Origin of the sequence: Corallococcus sp. bb12-1 (assembly GCF_026626765.1) — a bacterium.
In the GTDB taxonomy this organism is placed as follows: domain Bacteria; phylum Myxococcota; class Myxococcia; order Myxococcales; family Myxococcaceae; genus Corallococcus; species Corallococcus terminator.
On the sequence record NZ_JAPNJZ010000037.1, the window covers coordinates 85,257 to 101,457 of the forward strand.

At 68.2% G+C, this 16,201-nt stretch carries 12 protein-coding genes; 6 read left to right on the plus strand and 6 right to left on the minus strand.

The features are described from left to right. Nucleotides 1-85: 85 nt before the first annotated feature. A complete protein-coding gene (locus tag OV208_RS40845) occupies nucleotides 86-775 on the minus strand; it encodes a DNA-binding protein (protein ID WP_267579395.1) in 690 nt (229 codons plus the stop codon). A gap of 334 nt (nucleotides 776-1,109) precedes the next feature. On the opposite strand from OV208_RS40845, the gene menA reads away from it, so the two are divergent. From menA to OV208_RS40870, 5 genes are all read left to right on the plus strand, one after another. Next, nucleotides 1,110-1,982, plus strand: coding sequence for a 1,4-dihydroxy-2-naphthoate octaprenyltransferase (menA, locus tag OV208_RS40850; RefSeq protein ID WP_267579396.1), 873 nt, complete (start codon nucleotides 1,110-1,112; stop codon nucleotides 1,980-1,982). 213 nt (nucleotides 1,983-2,195) lie between these two features. Continuing rightward, nucleotides 2,196-4,133: a hypothetical protein gene (locus OV208_RS40855; protein ID WP_267579397.1), complete on the plus strand. Its 1,938-nt coding sequence runs from the start codon at nucleotides 2,196-2,198 to the stop codon at nucleotides 4,131-4,133. 15 nt (nucleotides 4,134-4,148) lie between these two features. Beyond that, a complete protein-coding gene (locus OV208_RS40860; protein WP_267579398.1) occupies nucleotides 4,149-5,291 on the plus strand; it encodes a hypothetical protein in 1,143 nt (380 codons plus the stop codon). 95 nt (nucleotides 5,292-5,386) lie between these two features. Beyond that, nucleotides 5,387-6,643: a c-type cytochrome gene (locus OV208_RS40865; RefSeq protein WP_267579399.1), complete on the plus strand. Its 1,257-nt coding sequence runs from the start codon at nucleotides 5,387-5,389 to the stop codon at nucleotides 6,641-6,643. Nucleotides 6,644-6,898: 255 nt separating this feature from the next. Further along, nucleotides 6,899-7,564 carry a DUF4476 domain-containing protein gene (locus tag OV208_RS40870; protein ID WP_267579400.1) on the plus strand — a complete coding sequence of 222 codons (666 nt, stop codon included), beginning with the start codon at nucleotides 6,899-6,901 and terminating at the stop codon, nucleotides 7,562-7,564. Nucleotides 7,565-7,654: 90 nt separating this feature from the next. Here the strand turns inward: OV208_RS40870 and OV208_RS40875 are convergent, their stop codons facing one another. From OV208_RS40875 to OV208_RS40895, 5 genes are all read right to left on the minus strand, one after another. Then, nucleotides 7,655-12,019 carry a carbohydrate binding domain-containing protein gene (locus OV208_RS40875; protein WP_267579401.1) on the minus strand — a complete coding sequence of 1,455 codons (4,365 nt, stop codon included), beginning with the start codon at nucleotides 12,017-12,019 and terminating at the stop codon, nucleotides 7,655-7,657. A gap of 96 nt (nucleotides 12,020-12,115) precedes the next feature. Next, entirely contained in the window at nucleotides 12,116-12,904 is a 789-nt protein-coding gene (locus tag OV208_RS40880) for an intradiol ring-cleavage dioxygenase (protein WP_267579402.1), read from the minus strand. A gap of 68 nt (nucleotides 12,905-12,972) precedes the next feature. Further along, a complete protein-coding gene (locus OV208_RS40885; RefSeq protein ID WP_267579403.1) occupies nucleotides 12,973-13,275 on the minus strand; it encodes a hypothetical protein in 303 nt (100 codons plus the stop codon). A 105-nt stretch (nucleotides 13,276-13,380) separates the two neighbouring features. Then, nucleotides 13,381-14,790, minus strand: coding sequence for a BamA/TamA family outer membrane protein (locus tag OV208_RS40890; RefSeq protein WP_267579404.1), 1,410 nt, complete (start codon nucleotides 14,788-14,790; stop codon nucleotides 13,381-13,383). A 73-nt stretch (nucleotides 14,791-14,863) separates the two neighbouring features. Beyond that, on the minus strand, nucleotides 14,864-15,544 hold the full coding sequence (locus OV208_RS40895) for a lysophospholipid acyltransferase family protein (RefSeq protein WP_267579465.1): 681 nt from the start codon (nucleotides 15,542-15,544) through the stop codon (nucleotides 14,864-14,866). Nucleotides 15,545-15,688: 144 nt separating this feature from the next. Here OV208_RS40895 and OV208_RS40900 point away from each other — a divergent pair, with 144 nt between their 5' ends. Further along, nucleotides 15,689-16,165, plus strand: a complete 477-nt coding sequence (locus OV208_RS40900; RefSeq protein ID WP_267579405.1) for a MaoC family dehydratase — start codon at nucleotides 15,689-15,691, stop codon at nucleotides 16,163-16,165. The last annotated feature ends 36 nt before the right edge of the window (nucleotides 16,166-16,201 follow it).

Consider the following 16,201-nt stretch of genomic DNA (forward strand, 5'->3'; position numbering starts at 1 on the left):
GCGAATGCACGAAAGCCAACGCCCCGCCCGACCCGGAACTGGCACCGGGTGTGTCAGGACCTCCGGAAGCGGAGGGTGGGGTGCGCTATGGGACGACGCTCAGGTCGGACGGCGCGCGGGGTGCCACCTCGTACGTGGTCTCGTACTGCGCGGCCAGGCCCACCACGCGCAGCCGCTGCCCCACGGTGAGCGCCTGCAGCGCCGCCTTGTCGAAGCCGGCCGAAACGTGCACGAACACCTGCACCTCGCCGCTCCCATCGTTGATGTAGAGCTTGTAGCCGTAGGGCGAGTCGTCCTGGAACGCCTGGGTGATGGCGCCGGTGACGCTGATGAGTTCGCCCTCCACGGACTCGTTCACGCCGCCGGTGGTCACTTCCGCGGCGGACACCTGCTTCGTTCCGGAGAGCAGCTTCACGTCCCCGGCCACGGCCTTGAGGATGCGCAACTGGTTCTGCTCATCCAGCGTGCCGCTGACGCGCACGTGCGCGCCCAGACCGAAGGACTGCTTCGGATCCAGCTTGACGTAGATGCCGCCCGTATCGTCCTGCAGCGCGAAGCCTTCATCCCCCAGCGCGGAGACGAACGCGCCGGGCTGCATGGACACGTAGCCCTCCACCGTCACTTCCGCCCCGGTCCCCTGGTCGCGCGCCTCGGCGATGGGCGTGGCGTCGCTACAGGCGCCCAGCGCCAGCGCGAACACGCCTAGCAGCGCGAGGGCACCCCGGCGCGAAAGGGGTGAGGGGGAACGCATGGGCAGGGAAGGGGTTCGGTTCATGGCCGCCTTCTATCAGTCCGCCATCGACAAATTCCAGCTTGTCTTGTTTTTGTAGAATTGCAGATATTGGGTCGTGGCGGGTGGATGTCTTTTCCGGGTTTGTTTTGACACATGCTCCCAGGGCGCCGCCCTGCGGCGAAGGCCGGATGACGCATCCGGATGAAGCATGTGACAGGCGGACCCTGGGCCGGAAATGGATGTTATAAGATTTTGCTGATACGCGAATATTGTGCTTGGATCGTGAGGCAGCAACCCGCCCCCCGCCGCTTCCTCCCTCTCCATGAACCCACAGCTTTCGTCGACGTCTCCAGCGCTGCTGGAGGCGACGCCGTCCATGACTCGCGTCTGGTGGTTGGCCCTCCGCCCCAAGACGCTCATCGCTTCCATCGCGCCCACGCTGCTGGGATGGGCCTTCGCCTCCTCGGAGGGGAGCTGGAGGCCGGTGCCAGCCTTCACGTTCCTGATCGGCTTCGTGCTGATGCAGATCGTCAGCAACCTGGTGAACGACTACGCGGACTTCGAACGGGGCGCCGACACCGACGCGCGACTGGGCCCCGCGCGGGTGACGCAGAAGGGCTGGTTGAGCGCGCGTGAGGTGGCGAACGCCGCGGCCCTGGCCTTCACCGGCTCCTTCCTGGCCCTGCTGTTCCTGACCTGGGAGGGAAGCTGGCAGGTGTTCGCGGGCGGTGCCTTCTGTCTCGCGGGCGCGGTCCTCTATTCAGCGGGCCCCGTGCCGCTGGGCTACCTGGGCCTGGGGGACGTGCTGGTGCTGCTCATCTTCGGCCTGTCCGGGGTGTGCGGCAGCTACGTCGTGCTCTCCCACCAGGTCACGCGGGAGGTCGTGCTGGCGGGCCTGTCCATGGGACTCATCGCGTCCGGCATCCTGGCGGTGAACAACCTGCGCGACCGGCATACCGACAGGGTCGTGGGCAAGAACACCCTCGTCGTGAGGTTCGGCCGCCGCTTCGGGCAGTGGGAGTACACGCTGGCGGTGGCCGGCGCGTTCCTCCTGCCCGGCCTGGCCTGGCTGCTGCTCCCCGAACACCGCTCAGGGTCTCTGCTTACCCTGGGCGGGCTGCCCCTGGCGGCGAGGCAGATCCGGGCCATCTGGACGGAGGACGGCGGCGCGCTGAACCCGCACCTGGGAAAGACGGCGGGACTCGGGCTGGTGTTCTGCCTGCTGATGTCCGCCAGCTTCCTGCTGTAGCCCTACCTGATACGCCGGTGGACCGCGAATTGCGCGGACTCTCATAATGTGGTCAGTTCGGTCCGATGAGGTGTTCTCCTCCCGACCTTTCCCTGGGCTTCACGTCTTCGCGCCGCGAAGCACGGGGGGCGTGTGGGCCGGCGGGACGTGTGGGCCCGCGCGTGAGAGCACCTGGTTCCTTCTCCCCCCTGTCTGATCCCGGCCTCGTCTTCCATGATCCGCTCAATCCTGCTCAAGAGCGCGTGGTGCGCCCTCGTGGTGCCCCTGCTGTCGTGCAACCTCCTCAAGGTCACTGACGACGAGGGCTCCACCACCGGCCGCGGCGCCAAACGGTTCGACCCCTATCAAGGCCTCAATTCCGGAGCGGTCCGGCTGAGCCTCCAGTACATCAACGGCTGCGCCTTTCTTCCCAACGGCCAGATGGTCGCGGGGAACGGCACGCCCAATGTGCTGGCGGACGGCAAGCCCGGCCCGGCGTATCCGGGCATGTGCATCACGCCGCTCGGTCAGGATCCGCTGACGCTGTCGCCGCCCACGGGCACGCTGCAGATCCTGGCGGACACCCAGTACTTCCTGAACCAGTTCTCCGTTTCGGAGACCGTGGTCAACCAGCACACCAACCCCACGGACCTGAGCGGCGCCCTGACGTGGATCAAGACCCAGACGGCGTTCTCCGGCCTGGACTGGGGCAACGTCAGCCAGGGCCAGGACGAGTGGAGCTTCTACAGCCTCGCCGGCGCGGTGGAGGAGTGCTGGACGCGCGAGGTGCACTTCGGCAACGCGAACTGGCAGAAGGTGGCGGACGACACCATCACCGTGGAGGTGCTGGACGAAGCGGGCACCCCGCGCGCCAGCCAGACCTACCTGCGCTCGGAGCTGCTCGCGTCGTCGCCCTACGCGGGCCACTCGCGCTTCGCATGGCGTTCGGAGAACCTGAAGCCGCCGCGCTTCCCCGGTGACAGGGACCCCGGCACCGTGACGGGCATCGCGGGCGGCATGGCGCAGCCCGCCACGTACCGCACCGTCGCGCGCGTGGACATGGTGGGCAGCACCAACCCCTTCAAGGTGCTGCGTGTCCCGCGCCTGTCGGGTCCCGGCGCGCTCCGGGCGACCTGGAGCCAGCTGCCCAACCGGCCGTTCTTCTTCCCCGTCACCTACGTGCTCCCGGAAGACCGTCCCTCCACCTGCACCGACGACGCGGGCCAGCCCGTGCAGTGCAGCCCGGGCCTGGATTCGCGGCTGACGTTCGCGCCCCCGACCGAGGGCAGCTTCTACAAGCCCGGCGAGCCGGTGAGCATCTACGTCGACCTGCGCGACAGCGCGGGCAACCACCTGCACTCGGCGGATCTGCTGCCCAGCGCGCGGGAGATCATCAGCAACCAGTCCAACGGCATCATGACGTTCGTCCCGAACGTCATCGGCACCGTCATGGAGAACGACTCCATCTCCAACGTGGCCATCGCCGGCCCCATCCAGAACTTCAAGGTGCTGGGTGACCCGAGCGACAAGCCGCAGTTCGCGGCCCGTCCGTTCCCGTTCGCCTTCATCGATGACGCGACGCTGACCGGCCTGACGCCGGGGCTCGCGGACTTCAAGTGGCCCACGCGTCAGACCTTCACGCTGCCCGCGGACGCCCAGCCGGGCACCTACGTGGCGCTGGTGAAGTTCAACCGCGCCTCCATGGGCGAGCGCGTCGCCAAGCTGTCGCCGTTCTTCTTCCAGGTCGGCCAGGACGAGGCGACGTCGTACCCGGGCAACGTGGGCAACTGCCAGATCTGCCACCGCGGCGTGAACTCGCTGGACAACCTGCGCCACGGCCTGTCGGTGGACCACATCGAGAGCTGCAAGGTGTGCCACCACTACGACACCGACACGGTGGGCCGTACGCAGGAGATGGTGCACCGCATCCACATGAACTCGCCGCGCTACCCGGCGGACCGCGCGGACTGCACCGTCTGCCACCTGACGCGCAAGAGCACCGAGCGCCCCAGCCTGGCCCTGTGCGGTTCGTGCCACCCGTCGCAGCACGGTGACGAATACTTCCAGACCGCCTTCAAGCAGCGCGGCGCCGTGAACAAGTTCGGCAACTGCGCGCAGACGTGCCACGGCGGCGATCAGCTTCCCTCCAGCCACATCCTCCCGGCGAAGTAGGGGATGCGACGAGCCATGCAAAAGTCACTCTTCGTTGGAACGCTCCTCGGAGCGAGCCTGTTGGGCGTCGGCTGCCAGGAGTCCGGCACGCCCGCGTCGTCGACCTTCGTCCCTCGCCCCGTGTACGTGAACCGCGAGCCGGCGGGCCTCACCACCCGGTTGACGGGCTTCACGGTGGACCCGGAGGCCTACTTCATCAACCTGGCGATGTGCTCGGAGCTGTACGGGCCCGTCGTCAACGGCCGCAAGCAGTGCCCGCTGCCGCCGCTGTACGCGGAGTTCAGCCCGCTGTTCCAGCGCTCGACGGTGCGCCAATCGCTGGTGACGGTGCTGGACACGGTGCCGGACGCGACGGGCCAGCCGCCCCCGCCGCCCCCGCCGGTGATGGCCAGCACGGCCGGCCTCTGGACCATCGAGAAGGTGCCCACGCGCCCCTGGCCCAAGGGGCCCTTGCAGGGTCCTCCCCCCATCTACCTCGTCCTCTCGCTGGGGCAGGGCGCGCTGGCCAACGACGCGCTGACGCCGTTCCCGCTGCCCCCTGTGGCCGTGGGCAACTACCTGCCTACCGCGGCCGCACGTCCGGTGGTCACCGGCCACAGCGCGTGCGTGGGCCTGGAAGCCATCCAGGTGAGCGACAAGGGCATCGTGGAGGCGGTCGCGAAGTTCCTGAGCACGGAAGGCACGGCGGTGACGGTGGACGACCTGCTCAACCCGGCGAAGTACGCCGGCGTGACGGTCTTCTGGCTGTACCGTCCCGGCTTCCCCGTCTTCCGCGTGCCGGGTGAGAACACGACCGTGGAGGCCTCCGCGGGCCGTGTGCTGACGTTGGAGTGGGCGCCTCCGGGCGCGCCGCTGCCGCCTCCGCTGGCGGCCATCCAGTCCACGCGCGGCTTCTTCGTCGCCCCGGGCGCGCCCGTGAGCAGCCTGGGGCTCGTGGCCATCGTCCATCCGCCGCTGATGGGGCCTCCGGTTCCCGTGGTCTACACGCCGAAGGATCTGACCACGAGCACCGTGGAGAACCGGCCCTGGAAGACGGATCCGCTCGTGCTTCCCCCGACGCCGGGCGTCGTCACGTTCGCGGGACTCCAGTTGGCGGACGCGGTGCCCCTGAATCAGCCGAACATCCCCCCGCCGACCACCTGCGTTCCGTTCCAGTAGTCGCAGTCCCTTGCCACCAACGCCTCCCGCTTCGCCATCTCCTTCACCGGGGATGGCGAAGTGCTGAATCCACGCCGTACGGAGCAACGTTCCCCATGATGAAGAAGATCCTGCTGGCCGTCGGAGTGCTGGTCGTCCTGGTCCTGATTGGTGCCGGCTCCGCGATGGGCCTGGCCACCCACAAGGTGAATAAGACCTACGAGGACGTCGCGCTACCCAACATCACTCGCGATTCGTCGCCGGAGGGCATCGCGCGCGGCGAGCAGGTCTTCCGCGCCGTCTGTGCCGAGTGTCACGCGGGCGGAGGCAACACGAAGCCCGTGGGCGTGCGCATGCACGACTTCCCGCCAGATCTGGGGACGTTCTACTCGGCGAACATCACGTCGGATTCGGAGAAGGGCGTGGGCGCCTGGTCGGATCAGGAGATCGCCCGCATGGTGATCAACTCCATCGACCGCAACAACAAGTTCCGCCCCATGCCGCCGTTCCCCAACATGGGTGACAAGGACCTGGCGGCGGTGATCGGCTTCATGCGCTCCGGCCACCCGGACTTCGCGCCGGAGAAGGCGCAGCCGCCGCGCTCCGAGCTGACGCCCCCGGGCCGGATGGTGTTCTCGTTCGCCATGGGCATCAACGACAAGTCGCGCACCGCGGAGGTGCCGGTGCCCGCGAAGGCGGCGGACTCCGTGGAGTACGGCCGCTACGTGTCGGCCAGCGTCTACGACTGCGTCTTCTGCCACTCGGCCGGCTTCGGCAGCAGCGCGGAGAAGATGAAGGATCCGGCGACCGTCCTCGGCGGCGGCTTCGAGTTCGACATGACGCCGCTGGGTGGCGAGGGCAAGCTGCTGTCGCCGAACATCTCGCCCAGCGAGACGGCCGGCATCGGCAAGTGGACGCTGGATGAGTTCATCCTCGCGATGAAGAGCGGTGTGACGCCGGACGGCCACCTGCTGCGCGCGCCCATGCCCAAGTACCGCTACGCGGACGACGTGGAGCTGACGGCCATCTACACCTTCATCCGTTCGATGAAGCCGGTCGACAAGGTGGTGCCTCCTCCCGCGGGCGGCCGTCCCAAGGTGGATCCCGCCAACAGCGACCCGGAGAAGATGTTCAGCGCCCTGGGCTGCGCGACGTGCCATGCCCCCGGCAAGGCCTACGAGGCCAAGCTCCAGGGCGCGAAGGGCAAGCCCGTGGAGGAAGTGGCCAAGTGGATCCGCAACCCGGAGGCCTTCAAGCCCGGCACGCAGATGCCCACCTACGCGACCCTCGTGGACGAGAACAACGCGCTCGCGCTGGCCAAGTACGTGCTGGGCCGCACGGGTGGCACGGTCAGCGAAGGCACCAACCCCTGACCGTCGTCGTGCTCATGCCGGGCCGCTTCTCCTGAGGAGAAGCGGTGTCGCTCCCGCCGCCCCGACCTCGTGCCCCACGCCGCTGCTGGCCTGGAGGACCGGAGTCGGGGCGGTCTTCTTTGGGCCAGGGCCCGGACCTGGGTTGACGAATCTGTACACTTCCGGTGAATAAATGCGCGGATTCGACGTGGAGAAGGGGCAGCGGCGATGACGCCCAACGGTCGGGCGAACCCGCTTCCACCTCAAGGAACCTCCATGAACCCGATTGTCCGCGCCGTGCTGGCCTCATCCCTGTTCGTCTCGTCCGTCTCCTTCGCCCAGGGGGCGGAGATCAACATGCAGGTGGATGTCGATGATCAGGACATGCCTGGCGCGCGCATCCACGTGAAGGCGTCGGGTCCGGACGGCGAGGAGGGCGCCACCGTGAAGGTGCGTGGCGGTGGGACGCGCATGGACGTGCGCGTGACGGGGGGGATGACGACGACGGAGACGCACACGGAGACCCGGACGGAGCGGAACACGGAGTACGTGGCCCCCGTGCGTGAACGGGAAGTGCGTGAACGGGAGTCCGGGCCCTCGTTCCGCGACTGTGGCACCGGGTCGGACGAAGGCTGCACCACACGCCGGGACGGTCAGCTCCCGATGGATGCCAGCACGTGGAGCGGCTTCTACCAGTCGCTCAAGAGCGAGCCCAACGAGATCGTCCGCGAGGAGAAGGCGGAGAAGATGCTCAAGCGCGTCTACCTGACGGCGGCGCAGTTCGGCAAGGTGTTGGACCTGTTCCCCAATGAGATCACCCGCCTGGACGTGGCGAAGGTGGCCGTGCCCCACGTGGTCAATCCGCAGCACGCGCTGGGCTTCTCCTCCAAGTGGAGGAACTCCATCAGCGGCAGCGAGTACACGGACCTCATCACCGAGTAGTCGGCGCGAAGGCGCCACCCGGCCGACGTGAAGGGCCCCCGCGCCTCGTGAAGGCACGCGGGGGCTCGACACCGGGTGGACGCTACGGGACTACTTCCACGTGTCGTTGAGCGTCACGGTGCCGCTGGCGGGCGTCGTCGACGCGCGGTTGGCGCCGCTCTCCCAGACGACGTTCCCGGCGGCGTCCTTCTTGATGTACTTGTATTCAAACGCGGTGGAGCCGGGCAGGCCCACCGTCGCGTCCCACGTCGGGTAGTTGGCCGGCGAGAGCGCGATGGCCGCCGCCGGGCTCCAGCTTCCCAGCGCGGCGAGGCTGCCCACCACGAAGACGTTCTGGCCCTGCACGGTGCTCGCCGTCGAGCGGAAGGTGACGGCGGCCCCGCTCGTCGCGGTGGTGACGCTCAACGCGCTGCCCTGCGCGGAGGCGTTGCCGGCGTTGTCCCGGGCGCGCACGGTGTAGCTGTAGGCCGTGCCCAGGGTGAGGCCCGTGTCGGTGTACGCCGTCGAAGCGGGCGAACCCACGAGCGTCCCATTGCGATACACGTCGTAGCCCGCGATGCCGCTGGCGTCCGTGGACGCGGTCCACGTCAGGCTCACCGTCGTGGCCGTCTTGGACGGAGCGGTGAGGCCCGTGGGGACGCTCGGGGCGGTGGTGTCGGTGGAGGGCGCGCCCGCGGTGATGACGCCCGCGGTGAACGTGGAGGTGCCCTCGGGCAGGAAGTAGTTGAGCCCACCGTTGTTGTCCCACGTGCCGCTGCCGTTGTTGAAGACGGCCTCCAGTTGCGTGGCGCTGCCCAGGCTGACGGTGAGCTTCGCGTAGCCTGTGACCTCCGCGTTGGGCATGGCCACGCCCGGGGTCGTCGTCCACGTGCCGCCCGCCGGGCGGTAGTGCATGTACGGCGTGGTGAAGCCCTTCTTGTAATAGACGGTCGCGGTGCTGCCCGTGCTGGTGGTGACGGACAGCGCGGTGCTGGCCGCGGACGTGTTGCCCGCCGCGTCCTTCGCCTTCACCGTGTAGCTGTAGGCGACGTTGCTGGACAGCCCGGTGTCCGTGAACGCGGCGCTGGTGGGCGTGCCCACCTGGGTGCCGTTGCGGAACACGAGGTAGCCCGTCACGCCCACGTTGTCCGTGGAGGCCGTCCAGGACAGCGACACGGACGTGTCCGTCTTCGACGGCGCGGTGAGGCCCGTGGGCGTGGTGGGCGCCGTGGCGTCCACCACCGGTCCGCCCGGGGCGATGGTGCCGGCGTTGAAGGTGGAGGTGCCCGCGGGGAACAGGTAGTTCAGGCCGTTGTTGTTGTCCCACGTGCCGCTGCCGTTGTTGAAGACGGCCTCCAGCTTGTCCACCGCGCCCAGGTTGACAGTGTACTTCGCGTAGCCGGCCACCTCCGCGTCCGGCATGGCCACGCCGGGCGCCACGGTCCACGTGCCGCCCGCCGGGCGGTGGTGCAGGAACGGCGTGGCGAAGCCCTTCTTGTAATAGACGGTGGTGGTGTAGCCGGTGCCCGTCGTCACCGAGAGCGCGGTGCTGGCGGCGGACGTGTTGCCCGCCGCGTCCTGGGCCCTCACGGAGTAGGGGTACGTCGTGGAGGAGGACAGGCCCGTGTCCGTGTAGGTCGTGCCGGTGACGGACGCCACCTGCACGCCCTCGCGCGACACGAGGTAGCCGGCGACGGCGTAGTCATCCGTGGAGGCCGTCCAGGACAGCGCGACCGAGGAGCTCGTCACCGCTCCGGACGCAAGTCCGGTGGGCACCGACGGCGCGGTGGTGTCCGGAGCCTTCGTGGTGACGGCGAGCGCGCTGCTGGCGGCGGACGTGTTGCCCGCCGCGTCCCGCGCCTTCGCCGTGTAGCTATAGGCCGTGTTCGGCGTCAGGCCCGAGTCCGTGAAGGCCGGCGTGGTGCTGGTGCCCACCTGCGTCCCTCCCCGGAACACGAGGTAGTCCGCGACGCCCACGTCGTCCGTGGAGGCCGTCCACGTGAGCCTCACCGAGCGGTCCGTGCGTGTGGCCGCCACGAGCCCCGTGGGCGTGGAGGGCGCGGCGGTGTCCACCACCAGGAAGGGCGCGGTGCCCACCACCGTGCCGTTGATGTCCTCCACGTACTTGCCGCCGGTGAGCGTGTAGCGGCCCGCGCCCACGTAGACGGATTGGATCTCGCTGCGGGTGACGTTGCCGCGCGTGTCGGTGGCTTCGATGTAGTAGTCGAGCAGCTGGTCGCGGTAGCTGCCCACGGTGACGTAGTAGAGGTCGCCGGTCTCCTGCGCCGGCACCTTCGCCATCACCGCCAGGTGCGCGGGCTGCCAGGACACGCCGTTCATCGACGGGCGCAGGTCGCGGCGCTTGAGGGGGAAGTCCACCCACGCGCCCACGCGCGCGGTGTCGATGTTGGGGATGCCCGCGGCCTTCAGCGCCGCCGGATCGTAGACCTTGTGCGTGTTGTCCGTGGGGTCGATGGACTTCGCCGTGTGCACGCGCACGCGCGCCTTGATGCTGGCGATGCCGCTCACGTCATGGGCGTAGGTGTAGAGGCCGAACACGTTGTTGAAGTGATGCAGCGTCCAGCCCTCGGACTTGTCCGTGTTGGCGCTGCCCGGGTTGTACGGCCAGCGATTGGGCCACCACACGGACGGGCCGGTGCGGTCCTGCGTGAGCCGGTCCTGCACGTAGGGCTTGGAGAAGTAGAGCGACTGGTTGAAGGACAGCGTCGGCTTGACGATGTCGTCCACGTTCTCGTCGTAGTAGCCGAAGCCGGAGTCCATCGCGGGCAGCAGGAAGTACCAGGACAGCTCGGCGGGGTTCGCGCCGCCGGCCCAGTCATTGGCCGCGTCGCCCTTCACCGGGAACGAATACATCCACGGGTTCAACTGGTTGCCCGCGTGCGTCACCTGGCTGTCGATGGCGGTGGTGGGCTGCCAGTGGTTGGGGTGCGCGTCCAGCCAGATCTGCTCGGCCGTCTTCGCGTAGTTGAGGGCCGCCTGGAGCTGGGCGAAGTTGCGCTCCAGGTAGTGCCAGCCGTGCTCGAAAGACACGGTCATCCCTTCCTGCAGGCCGCTCAGGTTCGTCTTCGGCGCCAGGTTGAGGCCGGTGGCCGCGTTGAACGCGGGGAACTGGCCCTTCCAGATGCCCATGGGCAGACGCCAGTGGTGCCACTGCGGATCCGACGACGAATCGCGCGTGTCCACCCAGGAGCCGTCCTGCACGTGCACCACGTCGCTGGCGACCGGGGGGTGGGCCGCCAGGTATTCGCTGATGCCCAGACACTGCACGCCACCGGCGCAGGTGGCGCTGCGGCCGTTGTACCAGGTGTCGGACGAACCGGCCCGGCCGCCGCTGTTGTCGCCGTCATGGGCAATCACGAAGAACTGCCGCTGCGGCACCATTCCCTGGAAGCTCTGGAGGTTCACGACGTCCACTGTCGCGGAGCCCTCCCAGCCCTCCAGCCAGGAACCGTTCTGGTTCACCGGGATGCCCACCACCTTGGACTCGGCGCCCGTGGCGGCGTCCACGTAGCGCACCCAGTGCGGCGTGGAGGCGAAGGGGTACTTGTTGCGGATGGTCTGCTGCTCGTGCGCCATCTGCGCGCTCACCCAGCTGCCCACGTTGCTGGTGTTCCGCAGGTCCGCGCGGTTGGGCGGGGACACGAGCGTGTCCGAGCCCGGGTCGTTGAGGAACGGGTAGTCCTTCAGCGTGCGCGAGAAGTGGTTGTCACCGATGACGGACCACTGGATGCCCAGCTTCGCCAGCGTGGGAATCAGCCGTTCGGAGAACCCCAGCTCCGTGGGAAAGAAGCCCGGGGACGCCTGGAAGCTGCCGCCCAGGAAGTAGGGCTGGGCGAGCGTGGCGCTCTGGTAGACCAAATCCTTGAGGAAGTAGTCGTTGCCCACCAGCGGCCCCATGCTGTGGTGGCCGGTGAAGTGGATGAGATCCAACGTGCGCTTGCCGGTGGGCGTGCGCAGGGCGTCGTATTTCGCCTTCCACGGCGAGCCCCACGACGCGTTGTCGTAGCCCGCCACGTTCTTGCGCGTGGACAGGTCGTTGACGTTGTTCACCACGGCGCCGGACATCGTCACGTGCACCTGACCGGTGGACGCGTTGGTGCGCATGTCCTGCGCGACGTCCGGCGGCCAGTACAGGTACGCGCCCGTCTTCGCGTTGTGCGAGTAGTACGTCACCAGATCGTCGTGCGGCATGGGCGCGCCCGACGGCAGGAAGTACGTGTAGTTCGCCGGGGGCGACTGTTTGATCTGGATGACCTGCGCGTCGTAGGCGTAACGGATGGGACCGCCCACAGGCGTCGTCGCGTATTGCGAGACGTCGTAGTACGGCCAGAAGTTGGGCATGTGATTGTGATACACGTGCGCCGCGGCGATCGACTGCGACTGCGCACGTGTCACACCGGGGGACACAACGGACGTCACCGCCGCGAGCAACGCGACGGCCTTCAATCCACGCATGGGGGAGCCCTGTCTGGGAATCGCATGAATGCCGCGAATCCCGGACTTGTTCTAATGCGGTTCCCGCGTGTCTCAAAACAGGGGGAAGGAAATGGATTATGCCGGGACGCCCACTGTGAGGGTGGCGACGTAGCCCTTCGCCACGCTTCCCGTGACGGTGGCCATCTGGAGTTCCGTCCCATCGCTGAACACGTTGTCGGAGGAGAAACTGATCCGCGACAGGTTGCTCACGCTGGCGCTGTAGCCCGGTGTCGCGAACACCGTCTGGCAGACGTCCGTGGGCAGGGCGATCTGCGACGTCTTGATCTTGTTCTTCGACGAGGTGGCGGTGGAGAGGTTGGGGTAGGCCTCGAAGTGCAGGTGCGGCATGCGGCCGGAGTAGCAGGCGGGGAAGATGGAGGTGAAGGTGACTGTGCCCGTGCTGTCCGTCTCCTGCACGCCCCGCAGGTAGTTCTGCTGGGGGAGGGTGTACATGGAGTACTGGCCGTCCCGGTCGCAGTGCCAGAGATAGACGGCGTAGCCCTCCAGCGGCGCGCAGGTGCCACCGCTGTCCACCAGGGTGAGCTTGAGGGTGAAGGGGACGCCTTCCGCGGTGCCGGAGAGGCCCGCGATGCTGGAGCGGATGTCGCCGCGCACGATGCCGGAGAGCACGAGCGCGTTGGCCCCGTTGGAGCCATCCCCCGGATACGGTCCGCCGGTCTCTTCGGGGACGGAGGACTCGCAGGCGGAGCCGCTGCCCTCACTGCCTCCGCCACAGCCGACGAGCGGGAGGAGGGCCGCGCCCGCCATCATCCACTTCAGGAGCTGCCTCCGGTCCGTCCTCGCGGCCAGGAGCTTCAGGTCGTATTCGAGGCCCCGGTCGTGGTCGTGATTGTCGTCGCGCATGCTGCCTCCCAGTGATGCGCTGGAAGGTAGACGGACAATCTTGAGCAAGTCTTAAGCTCTGCCTGGCCTCACGCTCCGGGCGGCTCGATGCTGGTGGTGTAGGCGACCTGCCAGTCAGGGTGTCCGAGCGGGCTGACGTAGTTGAAGTCGCCTCCCAGCAGGGGGTTCAGGCCCAGCATCCCCAACTCGTCGGCGTTCGGCGCGCCCCGCAGCTGGCTCAGCGGGCCCGCGCCGAAGTAGCGCCCCAGGTCCCAGTCCGTGTCGTGGGCCATGGCGATGCGGCTCGAAGCGCCCGGGTACAGGCCCGTGGGGATGATGTGGGGGCCATTGCCAGCGGTGCCTCCGAAGGGATCGAACCGCACCTTGGACATGGGGGCGACTCGCGGGTGCGGCCCGGCGAGGGACCGGGGTGAGGGCATTATCGCCCCGGCGCGCCTGGAAGTTGACGGGCCGTCACGGTTCGTCCCGGAGGGGCGCTACGAAGGGGTGACGCCCGCGACCAGGTAGACGCGCAGCTGCCCGGAGTTGACGCCGTAGGCCACGTCCACGCCCAGCAGCGGCAGCACGACGTTGCTCAAATACAGGCGCAGGCCCGCGCCCACGCCCTGCGCCACGGTGGCGTTGTCGAGCCCGGACTTCGACTCCGGCAGGTAGCCGCGGATGACGCGCCCGTTGGCGTCCGTCAGGGTTCCATTGTTGGGCAGGTCGCGAAAGGCGATGACGCCCGTGTCGGAGAAGCCCACGCCCCGGAACGCCAGCGATTTGATGGAGAAGAGCGGGAAGTGGTACTCGGCGGTGAAGGTGAGCCGGGTGTCGCCGCGGAACTGGCGGTACTGGAAGCCGCGAAGGGTGTTGCCGCCCATCACCAGCTCCTGGTGGAAGGGCAGGTCCTTTCCCACGGCCAGCTCGCCGCGCAGGATGAGGTTCTGCTCGGTGAAGAAGCGCAACCCCTGCCGGTAGAGGACGCCGAACTTGCGGTAGCGGAACTCGCTCCACACCCCCGGGACGGACACCTCGTAGGAGCCCTCCAGGTTGAGGCCCTCCGTCACCGCGTGCAGCGTCTGGCGCGAATCCAGGCCCACCATGAAGCGCAGCGACGTGTCCCGCAGCGACGGGCCCGTGGAGAAGGCCTGCGTCGTCACCGGCTTCTCCGCGTCGGGCGACTGCGCGTCGATGCTGGAGAGGCGGTACTTGGCCGCCGCGCGCACGCGCTCGAAGAGGATGAAGCCCAGCTCGCTGGCGATCGACGCCGAGTTGAGCCGCGTGCGCCGGACGATTTCGGGGTCGTCCTGGCTGGCACCCGGAAGGTACTCGTCCACGCGATCGCTTCGCAGCTGTCCCTCCAGGCTGAACTTGAGCTGCGGCAGCCCGAAGACGAGCGGGTCCAGGTAGCCCATGAACAGGCCGCTCTCGCCGGTGCTGACCTGCGCGGCGGCGGCGAACTTCTTCGCGCGCCCGGCCAGGTTGTTCTCCGCGTAGAGCAGGCCGCCGCCGGTGTTGGCGGACGACAGCGCCACCGTGGGGGCCACCACCCACGACGCCTTGTCCTTCACCTCCAGCAGCAATCGCACGCGCCCGTCCTGCCGGGGCTCCGTACGCACATGCACTTCCTGGAACAGGCCCGTGGACAGCAGTCGCCGCTCCACCTTCAGCAGCTCCTCGTCGTCCACCATGTCGCCCACGCCCACCTGCGCGTAGGAGCTGATGGTCCCGTGCTTCGTCTTGCCCGGGCTGTCCACCACGACCTCCGCCACCTCCGCACGCCCCGGGAGTCCGGAAGTGGACGGTGTGACGTCTTCTTCAGCACGGGCTCCGGACGCGCCCAGGCCCAGGAGGGCCACGGCGAGGACCGACACGCAACGCAGGGGATTCAGGCGGACAGGCACGCCCTGCTCATACCCCCAAGTCGCAGCTTCGTGACGGGTTCGTCGTGACGGGCCCGTCACGGGCGCGTGATGTTCAACGTTCTGCTTCCATGCGCGCCTTCTCGCTGACAATGACGTTGCGCACGTGGTCTCGCAGGGCATGTACGTCCCCGGCGAAGCCCGCCGGGTCGATGGGCTCCAGCACGCGCACCCGGGCGTGGACCGCCTGCTGGATGACCAGCCCGTGCTTGGGCATGGTCCGCGCGGTGCCGGTGAGGACCACGGGGATGATGGGGCAGCGCTGCTGGATGGACAGCGTGAAGGCGCCGTCCTTGAAGGCCTTCACCTCGCCGTCCTGGGAGCGGGTGCCTTCGGGGAACATCAGGATGGGGACGCCGCGCGACAGCCAGTGCTCACACCCGGCCATCATCTGGATGATGCTCGCGCGGTCGCCGCGGATGAGCGGCACATAGCGGTTGAGGCGCATGTTCCAGCCGATGAGCGGCAGCTTGAAGTTCTCCGCCTTGGAGACCCACTTGAAGGGCCGGTAGAGGCCGAAGAGGACCAGGATGTCCGCCAGCGACTCATGGTTGGCCACCAGCACCGCCGCGCCCTTCCAGGGCAGGCGTTCGCGGCCCTCCACCCGCAGGTTCCACAGGGGGTTCACGTAGAAGTACAGCTGGGCCCAGAAGCACGAATACAGGTGGAGCACGCGCCCATTCGCGTCGAACGGGCGAGTCAGTGCCCACAGCAGGAGTGCTCCAAGGAACAGCACCGCGCTGGACAGCGCGAGGAAGGTCCAGAACGCGATCGATAGGAGGATTCGGATAGCACCCAGTCTGTCATGGATGTGTGGATCCACACACCGTAGGTGAGCATTAATCACACCCGACGCATCGGGCGCGAAGGAGCACGGGCCATGGGTTCAGCGCAGTCGGGTGAGCAGCAGGAGCTGTTCCTGGACGACCTCCAGGTGGGCCAGCGGTTTGTCAGCGGCACGCATGCCCTGGACGCGGAGCAGATCCGCGCCTTCGCCCAGCAGTTCGATCCACAGGGCTTCCACCTGGACGACGAGGCCGCGAAGGACACGCTTTTCGAAGGCCTGGCGGCGAGCGGCTGGCACACGGCCGCCATCACCATGAAGCTCAACGTGCAGGGCGGGCTGCCGTTCCGGGGAGGCATCGTCGGGGCGGGCGGGGAGCTTCGCTGGCCCAAGCCCACGCGCCCCGGGGACGTGCTCCACGTGGAGAGCGAGGTGGTGGAGATCACTCCCTCGCGCACGAATCCGGCCCGGGGCATCGCCACCGTGCGCAGCGAGACGCGCAACCAGAAGGGGGAGGTGGTGCAGGTGCTCACCGCGAAGCTGGTGTTGCCCCGTCGCCCGGCGAGCGGGTGAGCTGGAAGGAACGCTTTTCGGCGCTCCGGGCGGAGG

Coding starts and splice junctions, on each gene's coding strand:
- OV208_RS40845 (WP_267579395.1), bottom strand. CDS start 775: ATGAACCGAACCCCTTCCCTGCCCATGCGTTCCCCCTCACCCCTTTCG.
- menA (WP_267579396.1), top strand. CDS start 1,110: ATGACTCGCGTCTGGTGGTTGGCCCTCCGCCCCAAGACGCTCATCGCT.
- OV208_RS40855 (WP_267579397.1), top strand. CDS start 2,196: ATGATCCGCTCAATCCTGCTCAAGAGCGCGTGGTGCGCCCTCGTGGTG.
- OV208_RS40860 (WP_267579398.1), top strand. CDS start 4,149: ATGCAAAAGTCACTCTTCGTTGGAACGCTCCTCGGAGCGAGCCTGTTG.
- OV208_RS40865 (WP_267579399.1), top strand. CDS start 5,387: ATGATGAAGAAGATCCTGCTGGCCGTCGGAGTGCTGGTCGTCCTGGTC.
- OV208_RS40870 (WP_267579400.1), top strand. CDS start 6,899: ATGAACCCGATTGTCCGCGCCGTGCTGGCCTCATCCCTGTTCGTCTCG.
- OV208_RS40875 (WP_267579401.1), bottom strand. CDS start 12,019: ATGCGTGGATTGAAGGCCGTCGCGTTGCTCGCGGCGGTGACGTCCGTT.
- OV208_RS40880 (WP_267579402.1), bottom strand. CDS start 12,904: ATGCGCGACGACAATCACGACCACGACCGGGGCCTCGAATACGACCTG.
- OV208_RS40885 (WP_267579403.1), bottom strand. CDS start 13,275: ATGTCCAAGGTGCGGTTCGATCCCTTCGGAGGCACCGCTGGCAATGGC.
- OV208_RS40900 (WP_267579405.1), top strand. CDS start 15,689: ATGGGTTCAGCGCAGTCGGGTGAGCAGCAGGAGCTGTTCCTGGACGAC.